Here is a 21,497-nt window from a genome sequence, read left to right on the forward strand (position 1 = left end):
TTCTCGCTTGTAATTGTGTACCACTATAACTTACCAAGTCACACGCGAGGAAGGATGACATGGCATCATACTCATTCTTATGGGTAAAACTATGCGGCGTTCTAACTTGTCAATTGACAATTTAATATGGCGGAGTATATATTTTGCCTAGAAAGAGGCACACGTCGAAGGAAATAGAAGGCGTCCTCCAGGAGCTCGAAAAGCTCGGGTGGAAGCTGATCGAGGGAAAAGGGCATTGTTGGGGTATCCTGCGTTGCCCTGCCAATGATCAGGATTGTCGCTGTGGCGAGTTTTGCCAGATGTCGGTCTGGTCGACACCCAAAAACCCTCAGCAACACGCTAAGAAGCTCCGCCAGAAAGCCCTTGCTTGCGTGCAACTAAAGAAAAATGACGAAGGAAATGTCGATGGCTGAGGAATTCGAATTCGAGTTAGTTTTCGCGCTCCCTGACGGGGAACACGATCCATTTGTGTTGTCCGACGCCATCTTCGAAGCTGGCTTCGGGGACGCCCTGGTGGGCACTGGTACGCCCGGCTTGCTCGGTGTCGAGTTAGAAGCGGAAGGCGATGACGCTGAGAACGTAATTCTTAATGCAGCACGGGCGCTGATCAAAGCGCTTCCCGAAGGCACGACCCTTCACGAGGTTCGACCTGACCTGGTAAGCCTGGCTGACGTCGCTGAGAAGCTTGAAGTGCAGCGGCAGGCGCTCCAGCAACGAAAAATGCCTCTTCCTGTCGCAGGCGGACTCTACCGGATCGATGAGATCGTTAAGGTTGTGACAGAAGCATCTAAGCCCCAGGAGGGCCGTCGGCGCCCACGCTTCAATATTGACGCAGCATCCAAGTGGTTTCGCGCTGGCGACGCGGCGCGGCGGGTGAATGCCCTCCTGACTATGAAAGAGATCGACCCTTTAACGATCGAGTTGAGGCCACGTCAGGAACGCTAGGGGAGCTCCACAGTCCACCGCCTACAACGGCCGGCTATAGGGTCGGCATTTATGCATTAGATATATTAAAGACATTGAGTTTTACACTCGGGCATCGGATTCGACTTAGCACGTTTATTCCCGCCCCATAATGTAGTTTGCTCCTGTAACTGACCCCAGACCCGCTTAAATCTCAATCCCACTTCAAACATTCCGAGCAGCAAAAGTACCCGTCTGATTAAATATTCTTTGCCGTCAAAACGGCAGAAATCCTCCAAGGAAACTGATCATATCGGTTATCCACGCGATGGCTGCATTGAACCAGCTTCTTAGGACAGTAGCTACGTACACGATCGCAACCAAACCAAGGACGAGCCAGAACAGAACCGCAAAGAATTTTGCAAAAGCATCGTCAGCCTTCGGATCGGGGGGTGAATTATAAATGTAATCGGGTCGCATGGTCATCTAACGCTCGTGTTCGTCGCGGTCCTTCTTTTCCTGTTGCTCTTGCTCTAGTTCCTGCAATCGTGCAACCTGTTGTTGCGGAGGATCTGTACGGGCAGTCTCTCCGTCCCGAACGACGGCCTTTGTTTCCATACTAGCCCGATTATCGAGTTGTTTGGAACCTTCAACTTTCTCGTCGGTCCGATCCCGTTCTTCAAGCAAGTTCGCTTCCCATGCCCGGCGATCGACCATTTGTTCGACGCGATGCTTCTGTCCGTCGATCTCCTGTATGACGGTTTTCATGACGCGTTCCGTACCAGTGGACCGCAAATGAATTTCATCGCCGATATCGGCGCCGGCGCGATGCAATGCATCTGGTAATCCGACACCCCAGACCGTGCGACTGCCGTTGGCAGTTTCAATAACAACGAACGGCGAAGGCTCGTTCTTCTCATCATCCTGATAGGCCTTCTCGCCTGTCTCGACGAGGATGCCCTGAACGCCCTCCTTATAGTCGATTGTCTTGGAGTGCGGCGCTCCGGAATTATCTGCATTCTGTTGCTCTCTATCGACCTTGATCGACCGATCCGAACCTGCAGATTGCTCCTGATCCCGGTGAGCCGCCTCCAGCGCCCTGCCCTCGATCGGAACAATTTCATTGCGCAAATAGGACTGCTCGCGACGCGCCAGATCTTGCCAATCCAGTTCCGTCGGCTGATAACCCTTCACCGAAATTCCGTGCGCCTGGCCCTCCAGCCAAGTTTCACGGCGGAACTCCTTGCTCCCCGTTATCTCGATGCTCGTCCAGCCTCGATGCGCTGCTGTTTCGATCATCAATCGAACGCCCTGAGCATCGAACGATTTTGCGCGCAGCTTCTCTCCATTGTCCTGGAACACTTCGCGCTCACCCTTTGAATCGGCAAAGACTCGCTGCGTCCCCCCGTGATCCTCACGAATATAATATCGCCTCGTGATTTCAATCGGAAATGAACGGTCCATTTCAGCCCGGTAGGATGCTGCCGCCGCTTTCTCTTCTTCATCTGCGCCGAAACGCGGGTTGCTGGCATTATCATCCGATGGCAAACCCTGCTCTGCTTCCGCAATAATATGAACCGGCTTGGCAATTTCGGAATCGGGTTCGCGAGCAATCTGCATCGACGAGCTATCCGGCTCGCTTTCTTGCGATGGTGTTTCAACGGTCAATCCACACTGTTCCGTCAATTCCATATGCTCGCGCATTAGATTGACATGTTCGCGCGTATACTGCGCTACCTGATCCAGATCGGCTTTGTCTTCCAGACCGAGATTGCGGCCAAGTCGGAACAAAGCTGTTTCAACTTCTTTCTCATATGCCTCAAAATCGCTTCTCGACATTTCGCGCATTTTTTCACCCTCCAAAATGATGTTTTGCAACTTTACCAAATTGGAACGGTATTGCGACCCGAAATCCGCATGAACGATATTAGAATTATTTACGTCCGCTTGAAGCGAAATAGTTGATTCTATTACATCTCTTTGTTGCATAGCATATGCAGAAATCTGACGATCGCCGCTTGCCATTGCGAGTTTCTCCCAACTCTGAGTTACCTTTACGGTATATTCACGGCTGCGCGCACTTCGCGCCACGCTATGACGACCCGACCGCTTGGCGTCATAACGCGACTGAGCTGCCGCACTCGTCCCCTCATGTTCCGTTCGTCCCTCGCGATTAACCGGCCGAACCTGATTGCGCGTATAGGCTGGAGCATTTGCAAACTCGCGCCTGTCGGTCATTTCCATAGCGACGCCGTGCTCGCGCGCCTTTTCAGCCATAAGTTCGCGCCACTGGCGAAAAACCTGTGGCGAGGTCTCGACCCGATCACCGGCATCCGAACGCATAGCGATAATGGCATGTGCATGGATATGCGGTCGCTTTCCGCCCTGCCCCATCTCTTTCGGGTCGCTGAACGGATCATGCATCGCAAATATGTAGCGGTGTCCTTCGAACTGCGCGGCCAGAAAATCCCGAACAGCACCTTCAAAAGCCTGAACGTTGGTGCCAGCTTTGGCAGACATAATGACATGCATCACATCCCTGCCCCTACGGCTGTGCAACTCCCGACGCCACTGCTTTTGCACCAGGTTGCCTGCGGAGCGCGCATCAGAGACAACACGCCCCTTACCATCGCGAACATCACCCTTATGATCCTCGACCAGATTTCTCAGCTTGGCAGCGCCATATTCCACGCCATTACCATACCCGGTAAAACGGAACCGCGCCCTCGCCAGATCAGACGCTGCGCTTTTGATATAACGCCTCTGAATAATGTCCGCCGCCTTCGGGTCGCCGGTCAACCGCTCCCCTTCCGCGCTGCGCAAGACCACCATGCCGTCAACTTTTAAAATTCCATGCGATGGCTGCGAAACAGCATAAGCGAAGCTGCGATTGCCGAAAGCGCTCGCCAGGCTATCGCGCACGAGCTGGTGCAAAGCTTCTTCTGTTGCGAAACCGCTAGCTTCGATCGACACTCGGAACGTACCGATATCCCTGCTCTCGGCTCGATTTTGAAACACTGGCTCCCATTCGCCACGCAACCGGGCCAGTTCCTCACGTCCCTCCAGCCGCTCACCGTTTTCCTTTTCGACGCTAATCTCACCATTGCGGGCAACATAATTCACCATTGCGCCAAGACGCGCACCGCCACCATACGACGCCAACTTGACCACCGCAGGCTGACTGCCTGTTGCAACCGCGGCCAAACGTGTTTCCATCGGCCTCGCTGACGCAACGGGCTTACTTGCAGAGCCTCCAAAGAACTGGATCCTCTGTGCCCTTGAGGATCCCGTGCGCATTTTCGGCACCAAGCCGCCACTTGCTGCAGCGGCGCCACCTGCGATCTGTAATTCGCGCAATCTCCGGCGCATTTCTTCCTCGGCGCTGCTTGCAGCACTCGAACCCAGCGAAAGCTCATGCAGCAACGCCGCTCGGCGCTGCTCCCATTCACTTTCAAAAGCTCCGAGAAAGAACTCCATTGACCGCTAATCCTTGCTACGATGTTTGTATCCTGACCGCTTCGTGATGCGGCGCAACTCGCTGAGGACGCCTACCTGCATCTTCTGAACATCACCGACCACCATACGGATCTCGCTATCCGAAACCGATTTGCCGCTATTCAGTGCTCGAGCGACCTGATTAAGATTGATGCCAATCATGCGCATATCCTCAAGCATGAGGGACAAAAGCGCTCTGTCTTCATCATTGAAGATGGGCTTTACCCCTGCGCCTTGCAGCAACACGGCCTTGAAAAATGCGCTCATCGTCATATCAGCCGCCTTCGCGGCGTCGTCGATCGCGTCATATTCGTCCGCCGAGACACGGCTATGAATGGTTTGCGGCTTGGGTTTAACGCCCCCCATACCCTCATTAATTGCTTCATTCATAGGCGTTGTTAGCTCCAATTCAGCGCAGCAATCGACAATCGCGGACGTGTTTCGCGATTGCTTAGCAAAAATGTAGCACATTTTTCCGTATCCTGCCGACCCATCTACAAGGGGAGCCATCCAATATTCGTCTAACTTGGCCTCGCTCCGCTTACCTTACGCCGGGGTGCAGCCTCGGCGCTGCAAAGAAATTACGCTCACCAAGGTTCACCACCAGAACGCTTTATTCGCCTTTGTGTACCCCTCGTACTCGCCAGCAAGGGACGCTTCGCTCTTCGCCCTTGCCGGACTACGAGCGGGCGGCACGAACGGCTTTTGCGCGGCTCCGGGGTTCACACTCCATTGGGAGAAACATGTTCCCAAACTCCAGTTATCGAGTGATGTGATTATTTGATATGAACACATGGTGTGTCACATGCTACCAATCGTATTGTCACATCGTGTGAAACTATCTTATCTTCACATGCATTCTCGCGCCCTGTTGGCAGCATTGCCGGCGCTTCAGGCAATAATCGACACCAAGAAAACCAGCATATCCAGGTACAGGAGGGCCATCGTGACACTTCGAATATCTTCGGTAAGCGGCAAAGGTGGAGCCGGGAAGACGACCGCGGTCATTTTGACTGCAGGTGAACTCGCACTCAAAAATCGACGGGTATTGCTCATTGATGCCGATCCACGACAGAACTTAGCCGAGTGGTGGAAGCGGTGCGAAGCAAAGGACAACGTACCGGCATCGATCTCGCTCGCGACCGCACTTCGTCAGAACAATATAGAGAAATTAATGGCGTCACAGGAGGGCAACTATGACGCCATACTGATCGACGCGCCGGGCGTCGATAGTGTTGTGATGGATACGATAATCGACCATTCAGATATCGTCATCACACCCATTCAGCCCGCCCAAGACGAGATTAAAGCAGTTGGTGAGGCCGCGGAGGCAATTGCGACACGAACGGACCTTCTTGACCGTAGTATTCCTCAAGCGGTTCTTCGAACACGCATCACGATCGTCAATCGGCATCTCGAAGCATACCGGATCATTCGCCCTTTCGTCCAAAATCTGAGCGAACACGGTTATAATTCCGTGTTGCTCGATACAGAGTTGATCGAGCGCAACTGCTATCGAGAAATCCGCAGCGGTCTTGGCACGCTACAAATGCTCGAACCGAGTGAACCGGTTCTCAAGGCCAGAGCGGAGGTGAATGCATTCGTCGAGGAGTTGGAGAAACTTAAAGTGGCGCACCAAGGGGAGACTATCGATGGCTAAGGGAAAAATCTCTCTTTCTGATTTCCCGGTGGCGGAACGTCGAAAACGTTCTATTGATCTGGACAAAGTCACTGCCTCTCCCCCGCCGATTTCGCACACGCACGACGAAGACGCTGCAAGAATTGGAAATGAATCGGCGCCCGCGACATCAAGACAGAATAAGCAGGCTAAACCTCTCGAGACAACACCGGCACAACACCGGGCAAATGCAATTGAAAATGCGAACCGCCGGGAAGACTCCCGTAACCGACTGCGTGAGCTTCGCAAATCCCGTGAGCGTGAAAGTAAGCATTTCGTCAACGTCTCGCTTGATTATGAAACCAAGCGTCGACTTGAGAATGCAGCACACGACAACGGTCTCAAAATGACCGTCATACTCCGCGACGCAATTGATCAATATCTTAAAGATAACGGATACTGATCATGCTTGGTCGAAGTTTTCTCATCGGCATTGCGGTCGGAATTGCCGTTGGGATCTATATCGCTCCATCGCTGCGCACCAATCTAGATCTTCATACCGACGAACAGAAGGTCGCTAGTCTGGCAAAGCAAAGCTACGATGCCATTTGGCCTGATGACGAAACAGCCAGGACGGAGTTATTTCGATTGTCGAACTGGAATTGCGCCGATTACGGCCGTTCTTCCAAAGTGTCAGTCCTGCGTTGCATTCCAATCAAAGAGCAGACTGTTGCATGCGAATTGTCTGCTACGCTAAGCTGGCTGAATGAGCCCAAAGCTATCGAAGCCGTCTTCGAGGGGGTGGCCAATGATTGGCGCCTTGTGGCGGTGAAATCCAGATAACCGATGTGACGACGATCGGCATTGGAATCCCAAACGCTAGCGCCGAATGCGCCCTCCTCCTTCATTTCAATATAAAACGCGCGCTGAAAACAGGCGAACACGAACTCTGAAGTGCTGCTATTTCTGAAAAATATGGTAATGATCGCCGTTGTGGCACGGCAGGTAAAAGGGGTTCCAGCGTGAGTAGTGAGTCATTGGATTTCGCAAATGAGCATTCTTTGGAAAGGACCAATGATCCTGAGATCGATAAACCAGTCTTCAGGCGTTCAGGTTTTAACGGAATAAGCACGTTTGAAGAAATAGATCAGCGACTTGCAAAATACCTGCGCGACGCACGTGAAAAAGCGGGCCTCAAACAAGCCGATTTTGCACCACTCATGGGACTGTCTACGCCAGTTTATGGTCGTTATGAGCGGGCATTTTCAAAACTCCACGTCACTCGCATGATCCATATCTGTGAAGTGCTGAACGTTATGCCCATCGATATGCTTTACGAAGCAGCACCCCATTTGTGGGGTAATAATGAGGAAGAAGCCAGGGATCGCGTCGAACTTGCGAAACTCGTGGCAGATCTCCCGCACAGCACTACGCGTGACTTGCTTTCGTTGGTTAAAAAAATGGCAGACCTACAAAGCCAGGTCGATGCCAAACCCCAAAGCACGGATTCAACGAAATAGTCGAAGCCAGCGATGGCTATTGCGAATAGCCGACAATTGCTCGAAATGCACGATCTGAAGCGTGTCTCCCGAAAGTGGGAACCGGTTTCGGGATAGAGACATGCGTAAAAACAAAAGCTTAAAGCGTATCGTGTGAATATGATTAAACGCGACACGCTTTAAGAACCAATCATCGATTGGCTGATCAGGTGCACTGTTGTATTGCCAGACTTAATATGATACTAAATTTCGCACTAAATTGGATACGGAACTTGTCATGCAACGTGTGGAAGCAAATATAGCGGTTAGTGTTTCGGATCTCAAAAAAAGTCCGTCCGCAGTTATGGACGAGGCTAATGGCGAGACCGTCGCCGTTCTTAATCATAATCGAATTATGGCTTATATGGTTCCCGCTGACGTCTATGAAGACATGCTCGAGAAGCTGGACGATATTCGCCTTACTGAGATAATCAGGAAACGAGCCGACGAAAAAGGAATTTCGGTCGATATCGATGCCTTATAAGCTTGAATTCCTGCCCTCAGCACTCAAAGAATGGAATAAACTCGGCTCAACAATCCAAGAGCAATTAAAGAAAAAACTGCGTGAACGTTTGGAAACGCCGCGGGTCGTTAGCGCCTCACTTCACGGTATGCCTGACCATTACAAGATAAAATTACGTCAATTAGGCTATCGGCTGGTTTATTCCGTCAACGACGACACTGTAACGGTGTTGGTCGTGGCAGTTGGAAAACGTGAGCGTGGAGATGTTTATAATACCGCTCGCTCCAGAACACAGTAGTATCTCATAATCTTGTTATTTCTGTCAGATCCGATGCGGCAGAAAAGGCCTGTTTGACACGGAGGTCGCTTACGCGACCTCCGATCCGTGTATCGATGTAAGCCCATGCAGATAATCGGCAATCGCCTGAGCTTTGGCTGCTGCGGTGATAATGGCGCGTTTGTCCGCCTTCATGACGGACATCCAGCTTTCAAGGTAAGCGGCTGTGTTTTCGCGAGGATCATGGGATACACCCAGGTCAGCGCAAAGGAATGCTGCGGACAGTTCTGCGACCAGCTCTTCGAGCGCATAAGCGTTGGTGCCGAAGCGGCCCGACATATCACGATCAAGGCGATGTTTTGCGCCTGACCAATGACCATTATGCCGATATCGGCATAATGGTCATAATGCCGTAACCCGGATTATGCCGCATGGCGTCCTCTGAAGGCTCATTTTCCCGGCATCGGCCATGCGGCTTTTTCGGCATAATCGAAGGACCTAACGCTCCAGTTCTGACAGCGTGGTACGTTATCTTGGCCCTTATTGAGCGCACTTCGTGACTATTCGGAAGGCATGCCAAAAAAGGAGACCACCAATGTACAATGATCCAGTCCAATGGACGCGCATCCGGCGTCGGGTAGCGGAAGGTGAAACCATCAGAGGGGTGTCGAGAACAGAGAAAATCAGCCGCAGAACAGTCCGAAAAATGCTGCAAAGTGACAGGCCCTCACAATACTTGCGCCCGAGGCGATTGACGTCGGTTAGCAACTTCGAGCGTCTGATCGATGCTATGCTCGCTGAGGACGAAGCTCGGCCACAATGCCATCGTCGAAGCGTCGCCGACATCTTCCGCTCTGTCCGGGATCATCATGGCTACGGTGGCAGTTACGGTTCTATCCGTCGATATTGTTGCAGCGTGCAACTGCACCAGATTAATTTTGTGGTTCGGCCTCTGGGCGATATCGGATCGATTAATAGCTTAAGTATTGAAAGAGAATCACGTACTTACCGTCTTGATCCCAGTGCGATGCAGGGATCAATCAAAATAAAGCTGCGCCTTCATCGCGACCGCCGGTCAGAGCAAGCCGCTGAAGTGGAGAATTGGATTGATCGGCTGCGCGCAGACCGCGTGGAACTGCCCTTGCGTGGGAACCCTAACACCAACGACCGGCTTCTTCGCAGTATTCACGATCCGCGAAATCGGCAGCGTAATCGCGCCATCGTAGCATTGGCGCACGAACAAGGCTTCCCCACGAGGCAAATCAGCGCTTGCCTAGGCGTAAGCCGGAATACTTGTCGCCGTTATCTGCGAATATATCGAGAAGGGGGCGTCGAACGGCTTTTTGCTCCAATGACGAGAGGGCCGCGAAAATCTGAAAATGACGATTTGAAGACGGCAGTCTTCCGTACCTTACATGAGCCGCCGAAAGATCACGGAATGAACCGGACGTCTTGGATCATGCGTGATCTCCGGGCAGCATTGATATCCCAAGGGCATCCAGTCTGCTTGCAGATTCTGCGCCAGATCATTCATGATGCAGGCTGGAAGTGGCGAAAAGCTAGAATCGCCCTCACATCTCAAGACCCGGATTATCGTGAAAAGCTCGCAGCGGTCCAAGCGATCTTGTCCAATCTGGCATCAGATGAAGCTTTCTTCTCGATCGACGAGTTCGGCCCCTTTGCCGTCAAGATGAAGCCGGGGTTGATGCTCGATCCGCCTGGTCCCCATCGGATCGTGCCACAATGGCAGAAATCCAAGGGATGCATGATCATGACGGCAGCCCTTGAACTGAGCGGCAATCAGGTCACACACTTCTACAGCGACAAGAAAAACACAGCCGAGATAATCCGCATGATGGATGTTCTTCTCGAAAGGTATGCGACCCGTCGAACCTTGTATCTGTCATGGGATGCGGCATCGTGGCACGTCTCCAAGAAGCTTAATCAACGGATCAATGAACATAACGCAACTGCCAGCGCATTGGGTCTTCCGCGCGTTGAGACAGCGCCACTCCCATCCGGAGCCCAGTTCCTTAATGTTATCGAGTCCGTGTTCAGTGGCATGGCGCGAGCCGTAATCCACAACAGCAACTACCTATCGGTGGAGGATGCGCGCACTGCGATTGATCGCTATTTTGCCGACCGCAATCAGCACTTCTTGGATAACCCCAAACGGGCCGGTAAACGCATCTGGGGTGACGAACGCGTGCCCTCAATCTTCACCGACAGCAACAACTGCAAGGATCCTTGTTGGCGGTAAGGCTATCAGTGGCCAGCCACGAATATTGAACTGTTCCGCATTTTGCTGGCCACATTTAACCTAGAAGTGATCAATGACCTTGCAGTTATGACGCTCGTAAGGCCCGAATCTTACTCCAGCAACATGGAGTACGAAGAATATGCCTCAATATTTGCAGACCTGCATCGAGCCCTATCTGGACTCGTTCGCCGAGAGTTTTGCGGCGGAGAATTACACGCCCGCCACGATCAACGCCTATCGATTGATTCTTCGGAAGGTGGGCCACGAGATGGATGCTGAGGGTATCAACCCTTCGGCGTTGACCCCCGACATGGCTGAGCAGGTGGGCCGTAAGGTGCAGCGCAAGAGTGTAGGTACAGCGTTGCCGTATAAGTTGGCCCGTCGGTTTGCCCAGCATCTAATCGATATCGGCGTAGCTCGACCGATACCGTTGACCGAAGCACAGGCCGCACGCGCAGCATTACTGGAGAACTTCGAGACCTATCTTGTCAAACAGCGTGGACTCAGTCCGCGGAGCATCCCCCACACGATAGGCTTTGCGCGCCGCTTTCTCGACTATCGCTTCGGCGAGACGATCCTCGATCTTGGCAGCCTGCGTCCTGCCGACGTGATCGGCTTCATAGAGCATGTGCTGATCAGCGCCCGTCGCGATAAGACGGTCGCCACCCATGTCCGTATCTTCTTTCAATATCTATTCGGCTGCGGGGCTACGGCGACCAATCTAGCGCTGAGTGTGCCGAAGACGGCGAAGGGCGTCTGGGGCGCGCGACTGCCACGACACCTGTCTCCCGATGGCGTTGAGGCGGTGCTGACTTGCGTGCGCGACAATCCCAGACATGGCGCGCGGGACTATGCGATGCTGCTGCTAATGGCCCGGCTCGGCTTGCGTGCGGCCGAGGTCATTGCGATCCAACTCGACGATATCGACTGGCGCTCGGGCGAGCTTACGGTGCGCGGCAAAGGCAAGCTGCACGATCGCGTGCCGGTGACCATGGAGGTCGGTGACGCGTTGAGCCGCTATCTTCGCGAGGAGCGAGGACCGACGACGTGCCGCACGATGTTCGTTTCCCATCGCGCGCCGCATCGTCCGTTCAAGGATGGGCAGATAGTCAACGCCATCCTCAAGGATGCCCTGAAAGCCACCGGCCAGAAGCCGTCGACACCCTATGTGGGATCGCACCTTTTGCGTCATAGCCTTGCGACCCAGCTCGTGAACAATGGCGCGTCACTCGACGAAGTGGGCGACGTGCTGCGGCACCGATCCCGATCATCGACAATGATATATGCACGACTCGACATCGATGGACTGCGGTCAGTCGCGCAGCCTTGGCCGGCAGCGGGAGGTGTGCAATGAGCCTCACCTCTCAGCTCGACAGCTATCTCAGGGTTCGCCGCAGTCTTGGCTACAATCTTGGCACCACCGAGCGCATCCTGCGCCGCTTCACCCGGTTCGCCGACCGCGAGGGCGCCGTTCATATCGGCGCCGCGTTGTTCCTACGCTGGCACGCCACGCTGGCCGAAGGAGGTCTCTCGACCCGAGCGGCGAGGCTCGGTGCCGTGCGTCTGTTCGCGCAGTGGCTGAGCAGCTTCGATCCGGAGCATCAAGCTCCACCGCGCGGTCTGGTGCAGGGTAGCTTCAACCGGTCGCGCCCACATATCTACACTGACGCCGAGATCGTATCTATTATCGCAGCGGCCACGGCGCTGCCATCGATCTATGGCCTGCGCGGATTGACCTGCTCGACGTTGTTCGGGCTGATCGCGGTAACCGGCTTGAGGATAAACGAGGCGCTGGCGCTAGATCGTGACGACCTCGACTGCGATCATGGCATATTGCGTGTCCGTCAGGGTAAGCTCGGCAAAGAGCGGTTGCTGCCACTCGATCCCAGCGTCATCACGAAGCTGATCGACTACCTTGCCGAACGTGATAGGTTGATTGGGCATCCGGTCAAGCCTCTGTTCGCCACCGACAAGGCAACGAGGCTCTCCGACTGCTCGGCCCGTTACAACTTTGCGCGGGCTTGCCAGCAGATCGGGCTCCGAAACCATCAGCCATATTGCAAGCATGGCCGGGGACCGCGCATCCACGATCTTCGCCATAGCTTCGCGGTTAAGACGCTGATCGGCTGGTACCGCACTGGCAAAGACCCGGCGCGTGAGATGATCCGGCTGACCACATATCTGGGCCACAGCAATCCTTCCAATACGTACTGGTATCTGGAAGCGGTCCCCGAGCTGCTTGATCTGGCGATGACGCGAGCGAGCGATAATGGCAGGGAGGCAGTCCGATGAGCGCTGTTGCCTTGCCCGCGCTGATCCAGCGCTTCTTCACCGACCGGCTGTGCATCCAGATGGAGGCGAGCCCACATACGGTTGCGGGCTACCGCGACACGTTCCGCCTGCTGCTCCGATACGCGAGCGCCCACCACAGAAAGCCACCGGTCAAACTCACGGTAGAGGATATTGACGCCGATCTGGTCGCCGACTTCCTCGTCCATACTGAGACGGCGCGGGGCAATAGCGCTCGCAGCCGCAACACCCGGCTCGCCGCGATCCGATCGTTCTACCGCTACGTCGCGATGAGCGATCCAACCTGGCTTCTGCACTGTCAGCGCATCCTCGCGATGCCGAACAAACGCTATGTGAAGCGCGCGGTGACGTTCCTTGACGCCGACGAGATCACCGCGCTGTTGGCAGCTCCTGATCGCCGGACATGGGCGGGGCGGCGCGACCATGCACTGCTTCTGCTCGCGGTTCAGACTGGCCTTAGGGCATCCGAACTGGTCGGTCTCACACACGGCGATTTGGTACTCGGGAGCTGTGCGCACATCCGCTGTATGGGCAAAGGTCGCAAGGAGCGCTCTACTCCGATTCGCCGCGAGACGGCCAAGGTGCTGGCGGCGTGGATCGGCGATGATAAAAGTGAGAGCAGGCCGCTGTTCCCGTCGATCCGGGGCGAGCGGCTGAGCCGCGACGCGCTCGAACATCTGGTCCGCAAGCACTGCCTCAAGGCATCGCGCGTATGTCCGAGTATAGGCTCCAAGCGGGTCACACCCCATACATTGCGCCACAGCACGGCTATGGATCTGCTCCACCACGGCGTCGACCAAGCGGTAATCGCACTCTGGCTCGGTCACGAGAACGTCGAGACTACGCAGGTCTACATCCATGCCGACATGAGGTTGAAGGAGAAAGCGCTCGCCCTCGTGGCCGCCCCTGCCACTCCATTGAGCCGCTTCCGGCCCGATGATCAGCTTCTCGCGTTCCTGGAAAGGCTCTGATTATGCCGAATTGCCGCGCGGCAGATGCTAGATGTGCCAATCTCTAGCGGACGCCACGCGGCATAATCCGGGTTACGGCATTATGACCAATTTCGTGAAGAAGCGACGAGTACAGGTGGACGTCGCTTAAAAAACGCTCCCGGTCGGGCATGAGAATGTCGTCAGGTCTAGGACGATAGCAAGCCTTCGTGCCGCCGTAGTGAATGATAGCTCCGGTCTGGCTAACAAAGGTGTCGACGGTTTCATTGTGCGGCACGGGCACCGTCGGCATCGGTTCGGCCGGGCTGTAATATTCGGTAGGCAGGTGTTCGATCTGCTCTAGTAGGGTAGGCTGGCGGCGCCTCAATGAGGACGCGGCTCAGCCCCCCTCCGAACCGGACGTGCACCTTTCAGCGCATCCGGCTCTCCACGACTACGTGTTCCATCACGTTGTTGATCGAGTTGGCCACCAGCATGAACGGAGCGATGACAGGGTTTGCACAGCACGATGCGTTTGCGCAGTCGTGCTGCCGGCATGTACCGGGTGAGCCCTGCTTTCTCCATTTCCGCGATCTTTCTGACATGATGGATTTCGCAGGGCAGATCATCTCGACCGCACCGTGCACATTTCTGCGCGTTGAGGCGTTCGACCATTTCGGTCCTGCTGAACACGAACTTTGATGATTGTGGGCGATCGATATCGCTCCATTTTCGCGGTTCGCGCTCTAAGTCCTTCAATTGCCAGATTTTGATCTCTCGGGTTTTCTCTCCAACTTGGAAGCGAACGAAGAAGTCTTGCCCTCTACGCATCTTGGAGAAGATTTCCCTCGCAGACGTTTTGTGCTTTGCCGCGATGGTTTTAACGCAGCTCATCAAGGCAAAGTATCCGCCCTTGTTGAGCTTACGTTTCACATCATCTGCTAGCGCATAATAGTTTGCGAAACCTCTCCATTCGGCATTGTAGGCCATGACAATTTCGACGTCACTCGCCCATGTCAAAGCGGGGCGTTGGCGGGGACGGAAGGCGTCATAGTCCCCCCATCCTTTGCCATTGACGAACCGGACCACTTTTTCCCTTGGTACATTTAGCTTCAAACGATCTGCCAACCCTCGCCGCAGCACGGGACGACCATAAAAGATCGCCTTGTGCGGATTACGATTGGTCGATGTCCTGACATCATATCCAAGAAACCGCGCTCCATCCGAAGCCTTGTGGATACCGCTCTTTTCGTCCGACACGCTCAATTTCAGGTTTTCGGAGAGGAATGTCCTGACCTCGGCCATGATCTGTCGCGCATCGTCCTTACTACCAATGATGCCGATAAGGAAGTCATCAGCATAACGGCAGTAGCGGAGCCTCTTGTAATTCGGATCGAATGCATCGGTGGCCGGAACGGTTAGCCGTTCCGCTTTCAGCCGACTGATCTCCTCCAGCTTGGATTTGATCTCTGCATCATCCTCGTCTCGATTCAGACGAAGCTGATCCACTTGCTTACGGAGCCGCGTCAGACGATTCATGATCCGTCGGCCTTCGACCGATGGAGCACGGTTCCCGCCCCTATGGTAGGCTGCGATCTTCGATTCCATGTACTCGTCGAGTTCATGGAGGTAGATGTTGGCCAATATAGGAGAGACGATTCCGCCCTGAGGGGTGCCGCTGTAGGTTCGGTGATAAACCCAATCCTCTAGATAACCTGCCTTCAACATCCCACGGATTAAGCCGATGAAGCGGCTGTCGTGGATACGTTTCTCAAGCAGGCCGATGAGGATGTCGTGATCAATGTTGTCGAAGTATCCGACCACATCGACATCGACCAGCCATTTCACCCCTGTCCAAACTGCTCGAATATTTTCCAGTGCAGTGTGACAAGATCGGTTCGGTCTGAATCCATGAGAGTGCTGCGAGAACAGCGGCTCATAGATTTGCTCCAAGAGGATTCGAACAACCTCCTGAACCAAGCGGTCTTCCGTCGTCGGCACACCAAGCGGCCTTTTCTTGCCGTTGGCTTTGGGAATGTACACCCGACGTACTGGTTGCGGACGATAGGTCCCATTCGCCAGCCGTTCGATGATCGAACGTATCTTTTCCGACGTGAAGCCGTCAAAGGTCTGCCCATCAACTCCCGGCGTCATCGCACCCTTATTCTGTGCGATTTTATGGTAGGCTTGCTCCCAAAGGAGCGGAGCTTTCATAAGGCGATAGAGCCCATTGACCCGCCGACCCGATCTAACAATGATCGGGAGCGATCCAACAGCCCTTTTGATAGTATCTGGCAGCATTAGCACACCTCTTCCCAAGGTTTTGGATCGTAGTCGCTGCCGTCCTTCCCCTGATCCGCAGAACTTTCACTTAAGTTGCCCTAAGCTTATATTCTCGACCATCCGATGATTTCGGCTGTCCCGGTCATTACTCCGGGCATTTGAGTACTATGACGGCTCCGTACCCATACAGGTCGTCGGAGAACCGATGCCTGCTTAGGGCATCCCGTAATTACGAAAGCGGGAGATACGATGTGGTTAGGTGCCCCGTTCGTTCACTTACCCCTCCGATGGAGGATGCGCCGAATGGGCTGGCTTTCCCGATATCGGGGTTGGAGGACCTCAACGCCCTGTCCTCTGTCCATTCGGTGTGTCGTGTCAGTCGTTCTACGACACCGCGCCGGTTGTAGGCCGCTGCAAACTAGGGTTCAGGCAGTATAGCTTTCACCATACACATCTTGTCCTGACCCGCCGCATCGTAAACGACTTGGATGCTTTGGGCCTTTTCCGAACATGCTACTTTCCCTCGCCCCTTTCGGAGTTACAATCGTTGCCGATCAAGGTTAGTCCGGCGGACATGAGCTATTCCAGCAAGCTCATTCACTCATCGTGACACTCCCATACTTTCGCCGTTACGGCGCACCGTTGAATACCGTGTAGCCTTTGAGATAAGGGATTGAACGGTCGTCATCGGCGTCCTGATCCTTGCGCGTAAAGGTGCCATATTTGACGACAAGCGATCCACGTTCGCCCTTCCGGACTTGACCGCCTAGATCCTTCGCCTGACGATAGGTCATCCAGGTGGTGTCCTCGTAGCCGTTCATCTGCGATGCGATCCAGAGCATAAGGACATTGATGCCGCGATAGGCCTCGCCGCTGGATCGGCGTGGGATGATGGAGGTAGGGCGGGTATTTCCGCGCCACGGCCGCACCCAAGGTTTGGTGCCGGCTTCCAGTTGTTCGATGATGAGGTTTGTGATGCGCTGATAGGTGTCGCTGACATGGTTCATAACCGTCTCCATTCGTTGGTTGACGGCAAGAAACGGAGATAGCCGAGACGAGTCCATGCACCCTTTGGGCCGCAACGGAAGAGGAGGACCGCGAAGCGGTTGCATGGGAGAGTGGCTATCGCAGCTTGTCCGTCAATCAGCCAACGAACGAGACGGCCTAGATGTCAGTCACCGGTTTCGAACGGGACCGGCCTCGGCACGGAAGGGGTGCCGTTTATCGTTCGCGGTCGTCGGAATCCCGCGCGGGCTGCTTTGGCGACGACAGCTCTGCAAGCCGGGACGGGTCCGCGGCGCTTTTCTGCTCTGGTGGCATTCGCTCAACGGCGGGACCATCTGCATTTCTGACCTGATCCGGGCGTGACAAGCGGGAGAAGTCAGAACGAGCCGTGAATGTGATTTCGGTATCATCATTGGGCAACCGCTCTGGAAGGTCGGCGCGATCGACGGCAACAATCCCGTTATCGGTAACAAGGCTGGCCACACGGATATCGTGACCGAGTACCTGACCTGAAACCTGTTCGCCCGGCCTAGCGCTGCGCACGTTGTGCTCGAAAGCATTCTCACCGCGCATTTCCAGATCGACGAATGCAGCTCTTATGGCTTCCTGTCGGTTTGGATCGATCGCGTCTTCAAAGACATACTTCATAGCTGGACTGGAGGGATCGTTGGTCGTCGCGATCGACGCTTCGATCATGCGCGGCTTGGTAATGACCGTGAAGTCAACCTCATGACCATATTCGCGACCAAGAGATGCTAGCAGCGCCTCCTGCGTCCGTCCGTTTCCTTCTCGAAACGGGTGCACATAATTCAACTCTGCCAACACTTTACCGGCGATCTCGGCGAACCGTTCGACCGACGATCCGCGCAAAATTTCGGGATTCCGGATCGGTCTAAAGGCTTCATCCAAGCCCATCTCGATACGCGAACCGTGCAGGAACGAGGTTCCGCCTTTCGACAGATTGCCAATCGGCTCCACTCTCTGGCCGTCAACTACCGGGCTTTCTTCCCGGGTATGACCGGCCCATTCATAAATATCTTGGAAAATATGACCATGAATGGCCTTCAGATGTTGCGCGTCGAAAGCGCCTTTCGGGCCGTCTCCTTCGCCAATCTCAACCATCCGGAATGCTGTCGCGCGATATTCTTCGACGCGCAGTTCCTTATGAGACCGGATTCCGAGTTTGTTGCGCAGCACGTCCCTGCGATCAGGATCGTCCGATATATTCGGATAGGTATAGGAGCCTTTGGGTTCCGTTTCAGCCATGACGAAGACCAACAAAAAGCCGCCTGCCCAAGGCAGGCGGCATCAAATTAATAAGGATGAGGTTGAACTATAGCGGTTTGCGGACAACGCGCTCTTTGTATTCGTCGCGCGTGATATCGCCAGCGACATAAGCCGTGGTTGCCGCTTCCAATAATGGATCGTAAACATAACCCTGGCGCATATTTGCGGCGCGTGCCTGATCGGTAGCCTTTTTGCGCTTGGCAACAGCTTCCGGAGATCGATCCGGACGGGGGGCATGAAAGTTCATCTTCAAAACTCCTGTTGTTGTCTACCCTAGCACAAAAAGCGCGCAAAAGCCAGAAAACAAAGGGATTTCCGCGACTTTCGATGCATTGCGCCCGGCACTTGGCCGGGCGCTGTTGGGCTATCAATTGCGCGGTTCCCACTCGAGAATGGCCTGAAGGCTTGGGTCGTCCTGTCCGCCGAAGCGACCGAGGTTGGCGTTGTAGTTCAGGCGGCGGATCGAGAGATTGCGCTTGAAGCCTTCGCCATCGGCCTTTGCCTTTTTCCAGATCCCGCCAACTTCGATATTGAAGCCACGCGGGGACTTGGCGAAAACGCGGTGCGTAGGAGCGTCCGGGTTTTCCGAGGTGAAGGGCACAACCTCAATGTCAATGTCGTCGGTAAGGGTCGAGATGCGGCCTTTGCCGGATGCGGTGTCGAGGTCTTCGCTGTCGAACTGGATGAAGTTGGTGATTTCGTTGGCCATGGTATTCACTCCTCTATGTGGTTGCGATGATCGTTCACTGGCACGGCGGTAAGCGGTGTTGCACCCTTGGGCCGGAGCGCAGCGGAGGAAGCCGAGGGCCGAAAAATTTGTCGCGCGAGGAGCCGCAGGCGGGGAAATTTTTCAGGCTTCCGGCTTTGCGGCAACCGCGTCGACGTGCGAACGAGCGTCAAAAGCAACCGAATTAGAGGTGTGCTCTATACGCCAATATGGCAATTCGCCTCGTCGGCATAGACCGTTGATACAATACCGATATTGCAACGCATGATAGCCAGATAAAGCGCATTTTCAACGGGTATCGTGTACTCATGGCAAATATGGATAACCGGAACAGTTCTCTGCACCGATCATTCGATAATGCCAATTTGGTTATACAGAGGCGGCTTTCTACGTCCGCCGCCCAAATTCCTAGCAACCGTTCGCGGGCTTCATTTTCGGCATACCCGTAATCAGCAATGTCTATGGCGTGGTTTCGCGGCAAGTAGCGCAACATCGCTTCGGCCTGCCCCGCGCGCAACATTGCGAGGCCGATATCCTTGTCTTCGAGAAGGCGCTGACCGACGGGACGGTTATAACGATCGACGTCAACGGTCCGGCAGGACACATGCTTCCCGTCGATTATTTTGCGAAGGTAGCTGCGCGCAACCAGGGCGCATGGCCACGTCTTACCGTTCAAAAGGCCGCTCTGCTCCTTTTCGCAAGCGTCGATTGCGGCAATTCGGACACGCTGTTGTCGTATGCTGATCGTATCGCCATCGATGACGCGGGCCGTTCCGGACACGGAACCCAGCCATTGTTCAACGCCAGCAAGCCCCACAGTCAGCAGCAGAGCCACCGCGCCGGCGAGAACGTAGCGAAAGATCAATGTATTTCCTCCATTCCATGACGGGCAGCAAGCCCGAAAACCGAGCGGGCAAGATGCAGTTCGCCGGCAGCCGCCCGCTCTGTCATGGCGCGCAAATAGCCGCCCGGCGAATTCACTTGCCTCTCATCGAACTTCTGCAGAGTGATCGCGATGGCAATCGCGGCGGCCTGTTCCCCCATCTGATCGACCGCGCGGCGGCGTGCATCTTCGGAAATGCCCGCCATGCGGCAAATTTGCGGGGCGAGACGGGCCAAGTCAGTCCAGGTGCGAGGGCGCGATACTCCGTAAGTGTTCAGTGCCGGTATTGCCCGTAACAGATCTTGCAGGGCCACTAACGCTTGTGGGGAGTGATGCGGTTGATTGACCTGGCTCGAATTGCGCCCCAAGCTTTTCTCGAGAGCTTTCTTACCGGCGAAGCCGGTTTTAGGCAAACTGAGTTGTTCGGCGTGTGCCGAACGCATTTCATGTTTACTATATTCAAGGGAATAGGGGGTTTGTATTGTGTTTGTGCATGTCGTTTTCGACATATGGGCGTGTCGAAACTTCGTCTCTAGCGGAAGGCTGCTCGCGGTGAGGCAGCTGCATTACTCTCTCGATGATCCATTCAATTAAGCCTGTTGCACGACGAAGAACGATGCTGGAAGCCCTGGTGGCGATGCCGACGGCATCAAGAACACGCGTGAAACGCTGCTCGATCATGGCGCGCAGCCGCGCGGGCAGATCCTCCCTAGAGGCGAGCGCGTAACGCAGATTGCGAACAGCACCGCGATAGCGGCACAGGTTCGCATTGAGTGCTTTCTTTTCCGCCTTTGCCTGTCGGACCATTCCATCGAGCTCCGCGAAGCGGGCTATCAGAACGCGCAGATCGATACCGCAAGCGTCGGCAATACTGGCGTCCCCATCACGCACCGGATAGCGTTTATAGTTGCCGCTATCCTGCATGGTAATAACACCGGCATCAAACAGCCGGGACAACACACGGCTGACACGTCCCTCGGATCGCCCGATTTCGAACGCAAGCGCAGCGTTGGATTTGAACACGATCGGTCGGCCACCTTTGTCATAGCTCTCCGCTGGAGCCGTATTGATCAGTACAACAAGCAAGTGCGCCTCTGTGCCGTTGATGAGGCCAAGGCAAGGGAGTGACTGCGCAAGTCTGATCAGTTGGCCGCGTGTCACCATTCCAATTTCCGCAGTCTGAGCCAGCCGTCGAAACTCTGTTCGTTGTGGTGTCTGTTTGCGGCCAACCTGCCGGGTGGGCTGTAGGGTTTCCTCCATCTTCCTCGTCTCCTTAGTGGGGACCAGGCAAAGCTTTCCCGGTCGCCGATAAGCGTTTCTTATTGACTTTGGAAGTTGGGAGTGCGATTCTATTTTTACTGAAGGTTTGAAATTTGCACCCCGCTTCCGGATTTATTCGGGAGCGGTTTTTCTTTTTTACCCCGTCACATTCTCCTCAAAGTTTGGTATTCGACGGCAAGGAATGTTACCGATTTGGTTCATTCCGACAACCCATAAACAGACGTTCTTCCTAAAAAGT

At 54.6% G+C, this 21,497-nt stretch carries 19 protein-coding genes and 4 pseudogenes; 11 read left to right on the plus strand and 12 right to left on the minus strand.

Annotated elements, in window-relative coordinates; all coding sequences use genetic code 11:
• Nucleotides 1-405: 405 nt before the first annotated feature.
• Nucleotides 406-945: a hypothetical protein gene (locus OPR82_RS19605; RefSeq protein WP_024899907.1), complete on the plus strand. Its 540-nt coding sequence runs from the start codon at nt 406-408 to the stop codon at nt 943-945.
• Nucleotides 946-1,179: 234 nt separating this feature from the next.
• On the opposite strand, the gene OPR82_RS19610 is transcribed toward OPR82_RS19605, so the two are convergent.
• Genes OPR82_RS19610 through OPR82_RS19620 form a run of 3 tightly spaced genes read right to left on the minus strand, consistent with a single transcriptional unit; the run spans nt 1,180 to nt 4,788 of the window.
• Nucleotides 1,180-1,389, minus strand: a complete 210-nt coding sequence (locus tag OPR82_RS19610; RefSeq protein WP_094574676.1) for a hypothetical protein — start codon at nt 1,387-1,389, stop codon at nt 1,180-1,182.
• Nucleotides 1,390-4,380 carry an LPD7 domain-containing protein gene (locus OPR82_RS19615; RefSeq protein WP_265986580.1) on the minus strand — a complete coding sequence of 997 codons (2,991 nt, stop codon included), beginning with the start codon at nt 4,378-4,380 and terminating at the stop codon, nt 1,390-1,392. It abuts the gene before it with no gap.
• Nucleotides 4,381-4,386: 6 nt separating this feature from the next.
• Complete coding sequence (locus OPR82_RS19620; RefSeq protein ID WP_265986581.1) at nt 4,387-4,788, minus strand: plasmid mobilization protein; 402 nt, start codon at nt 4,786-4,788, stop codon at nt 4,387-4,389.
• 556 nt (nt 4,789-5,344) lie between these two features.
• On the opposite strand from OPR82_RS19620, the gene OPR82_RS19625 reads away from it, so the two are divergent.
• The 6 genes from OPR82_RS19625 (at nt 5,345) to OPR82_RS19650 (ending at nt 8,315) form a co-directional block, all read left to right on the plus strand.
• Entirely contained in the window at nt 5,345-6,058 is a 714-nt protein-coding gene (locus OPR82_RS19625; RefSeq protein ID WP_265986583.1) for a ParA family protein, read from the plus strand.
• The gene (locus OPR82_RS19630; protein WP_235819113.1) at nt 6,051-6,479 is read left to right on the plus strand and encodes a hypothetical protein; all 429 of its coding nucleotides are present in this window, start codon (nt 6,051-6,053) and stop codon (nt 6,477-6,479) included. The genes OPR82_RS19625 and OPR82_RS19630 overlap by 8 nt, the downstream gene beginning before the upstream one ends.
• 2 nt (nt 6,480-6,481) lie before the next feature.
• On the plus strand, nt 6,482-6,859 hold the full coding sequence (locus OPR82_RS19635; protein ID WP_265986584.1) for a hypothetical protein: 378 nt from the start codon (nt 6,482-6,484) through the stop codon (nt 6,857-6,859).
• Between the two features lie 179 nt (nt 6,860-7,038).
• Nucleotides 7,039-7,536, plus strand: a complete 498-nt coding sequence (locus tag OPR82_RS19640; protein WP_265986585.1) for a helix-turn-helix domain-containing protein — start codon at nt 7,039-7,041, stop codon at nt 7,534-7,536.
• A 256-nt stretch (nt 7,537-7,792) separates the two neighbouring features.
• Nucleotides 7,793-8,038 (plus strand): type II toxin-antitoxin system Phd/YefM family antitoxin, encoded by a 246-nt coding sequence (locus OPR82_RS19645; protein ID WP_094544282.1) that lies wholly within the window; start codon nt 7,793-7,795, stop codon nt 8,036-8,038.
• Nucleotides 8,028-8,315, plus strand: coding sequence for a type II toxin-antitoxin system RelE family toxin (locus tag OPR82_RS19650; protein WP_165902970.1), 288 nt, complete (start codon nt 8,028-8,030; stop codon nt 8,313-8,315). The genes OPR82_RS19645 and OPR82_RS19650 overlap by 11 nt, the downstream gene beginning before the upstream one ends.
• 69 nt (nt 8,316-8,384) lie before the next feature.
• On the opposite strand, the pseudogene OPR82_RS19655 reads toward OPR82_RS19650, so the two are convergent.
• Nucleotides 8,385-8,669 (minus strand): annotated as a pseudogene (locus OPR82_RS19655) (zincin-like metallopeptidase domain-containing protein); the annotation flags it as partial.
• A gap of 415 nt (nt 8,670-9,084) precedes the next feature.
• Here OPR82_RS19655 and OPR82_RS19660 point away from each other — a divergent pair.
• The 4 genes from OPR82_RS19660 to OPR82_RS19675 all read left to right on the plus strand — a co-directional run bounded on the left by OPR82_RS19660 (nt 9,085) and on the right by OPR82_RS19675 (nt 13,835).
• Complete coding sequence (locus OPR82_RS19660; RefSeq protein ID WP_265986587.1) at nt 9,085-10,554, plus strand: IS630 family transposase; 1,470 nt, start codon at nt 9,085-9,087, stop codon at nt 10,552-10,554.
• A 139-nt stretch (nt 10,555-10,693) separates the two neighbouring features.
• Nucleotides 10,694-11,908 (plus strand): tyrosine-type recombinase/integrase, encoded by a 1,215-nt coding sequence (locus tag OPR82_RS19665; RefSeq protein ID WP_024899187.1) that lies wholly within the window; start codon nt 10,694-10,696, stop codon nt 11,906-11,908.
• Nucleotides 11,905-12,846 carry a tyrosine-type recombinase/integrase gene (locus tag OPR82_RS19670; RefSeq protein WP_265986588.1) on the plus strand — a complete coding sequence of 314 codons (942 nt, stop codon included), beginning with the start codon at nt 11,905-11,907 and terminating at the stop codon, nt 12,844-12,846. The genes OPR82_RS19665 and OPR82_RS19670 overlap by 4 nt, the downstream gene beginning before the upstream one ends.
• Entirely contained in the window at nt 12,843-13,835 is a 993-nt protein-coding gene (locus OPR82_RS19675; protein ID WP_024899185.1) for a tyrosine-type recombinase/integrase, read from the plus strand. The genes OPR82_RS19670 and OPR82_RS19675 overlap by 4 nt, the downstream gene beginning before the upstream one ends.
• 82 nt (nt 13,836-13,917) lie before the next feature.
• Here the strand turns inward: OPR82_RS19675 and OPR82_RS19680 are convergent.
• From OPR82_RS19680 to repC, 8 genes and pseudogenes are all read right to left on the minus strand, one after another.
• Nucleotides 13,918-14,157, minus strand: a pseudogene (locus OPR82_RS19680) (zincin-like metallopeptidase domain-containing protein); the annotation flags it as partial.
• A 20-nt stretch (nt 14,158-14,177) separates the two neighbouring features.
• Complete coding sequence (gene ltrA, locus OPR82_RS19685; RefSeq protein ID WP_265986590.1) at nt 14,178-16,007, minus strand: group II intron reverse transcriptase/maturase; 1,830 nt, start codon at nt 16,005-16,007, stop codon at nt 14,178-14,180.
• Between the two features lie 710 nt (nt 16,008-16,717).
• Nucleotides 16,718-17,083: pseudogene (locus OPR82_RS19690) on the minus strand (ArdC-like ssDNA-binding domain-containing protein); the annotation flags it as partial.
• A gap of 214 nt (nt 17,084-17,297) precedes the next feature.
• Entirely contained in the window at nt 17,298-18,347 is a 1,050-nt protein-coding gene (locus OPR82_RS19695; RefSeq protein ID WP_265986591.1) for a Fic/DOC family protein, read from the minus strand.
• Between the two features lie 67 nt (nt 18,348-18,414).
• Entirely contained in the window at nt 18,415-18,615 is a 201-nt protein-coding gene (locus tag OPR82_RS19700) for an antitoxin VbhA family protein (protein WP_265986592.1), read from the minus strand.
• Nucleotides 18,616-18,735: 120 nt separating this feature from the next.
• Entirely contained in the window at nt 18,736-19,077 is a 342-nt protein-coding gene (locus OPR82_RS19705; protein ID WP_265986593.1) for a DUF736 family protein, read from the minus strand.
• A gap of 202 nt (nt 19,078-19,279) precedes the next feature.
• A complete protein-coding gene (locus OPR82_RS19710; RefSeq protein WP_323054574.1) occupies nt 19,280-19,930 on the minus strand; it encodes a thermonuclease family protein in 651 nt (216 codons plus the stop codon).
• Nucleotides 19,931-19,956: 26 nt separating this feature from the next.
• A pseudogene (gene repC, locus OPR82_RS19715) lies at nt 19,957-21,238 on the minus strand (plasmid replication protein RepC).
• Between the last annotated feature and the right edge of the window lie 259 nt (nt 21,239-21,497).

The sequence above is a fragment of the Ochrobactrum chromiisoli genome (assembly GCF_026241335.1).
GTDB classification, from domain to species: domain Bacteria; phylum Pseudomonadota; class Alphaproteobacteria; order Rhizobiales; family Rhizobiaceae; genus Brucella; species Brucella chromiisoli.

Excerpts from the sequence above, each read along its gene's own strand:
- OPR82_RS19605 (WP_024899907.1), top strand. The coding sequence starts at position 406 with ATGGCTGAGGAATTCGAATTCGAGTTAGTTTTCGCGCTCCCTGACGGG.
- OPR82_RS19610 (WP_094574676.1), bottom strand. The coding sequence starts at position 1,389 with ATGACCATGCGACCCGATTACATTTATAATTCACCCCCCGATCCGAAG.
- OPR82_RS19615 (WP_265986580.1), bottom strand. The coding sequence starts at position 4,380 with ATGGAGTTCTTTCTCGGAGCTTTTGAAAGTGAATGGGAGCAGCGCCGA.
- OPR82_RS19620 (WP_265986581.1), bottom strand. The coding sequence starts at position 4,788 with ATGAATGAAGCAATTAATGAGGGTATGGGGGGCGTTAAACCCAAGCCG.
- OPR82_RS19630 (WP_235819113.1), top strand. The coding sequence starts at position 6,051 with ATGGCTAAGGGAAAAATCTCTCTTTCTGATTTCCCGGTGGCGGAACGT.
- OPR82_RS19635 (WP_265986584.1), top strand. The coding sequence starts at position 6,482 with ATGCTTGGTCGAAGTTTTCTCATCGGCATTGCGGTCGGAATTGCCGTT.
- OPR82_RS19645 (WP_094544282.1), top strand. The coding sequence starts at position 7,793 with ATGCAACGTGTGGAAGCAAATATAGCGGTTAGTGTTTCGGATCTCAAA.
- OPR82_RS19650 (WP_165902970.1), top strand. The coding sequence starts at position 8,028 with ATGCCTTATAAGCTTGAATTCCTGCCCTCAGCACTCAAAGAATGGAAT.
- OPR82_RS19660 (WP_265986587.1), top strand. The coding sequence starts at position 9,085 with ATGCTCGCTGAGGACGAAGCTCGGCCACAATGCCATCGTCGAAGCGTC.
- OPR82_RS19665 (WP_024899187.1), top strand. The coding sequence starts at position 10,694 with ATGCCTCAATATTTGCAGACCTGCATCGAGCCCTATCTGGACTCGTTC.
- OPR82_RS19670 (WP_265986588.1), top strand. The coding sequence starts at position 11,905 with ATGAGCCTCACCTCTCAGCTCGACAGCTATCTCAGGGTTCGCCGCAGT.
- OPR82_RS19675 (WP_024899185.1), top strand. The coding sequence starts at position 12,843 with ATGAGCGCTGTTGCCTTGCCCGCGCTGATCCAGCGCTTCTTCACCGAC.
- ltrA (WP_265986590.1), bottom strand. The coding sequence starts at position 16,007 with ATGAAAGCTCCGCTCCTTTGGGAGCAAGCCTACCATAAAATCGCACAG.
- OPR82_RS19695 (WP_265986591.1), bottom strand. The coding sequence starts at position 18,347 with ATGGCTGAAACGGAACCCAAAGGCTCCTATACCTATCCGAATATATCG.
- OPR82_RS19700 (WP_265986592.1), bottom strand. The coding sequence starts at position 18,615 with ATGAACTTTCATGCCCCCCGTCCGGATCGATCTCCGGAAGCTGTTGCC.
- OPR82_RS19705 (WP_265986593.1), bottom strand. The coding sequence starts at position 19,077 with ATGGCCAACGAAATCACCAACTTCATCCAGTTCGACAGCGAAGACCTC.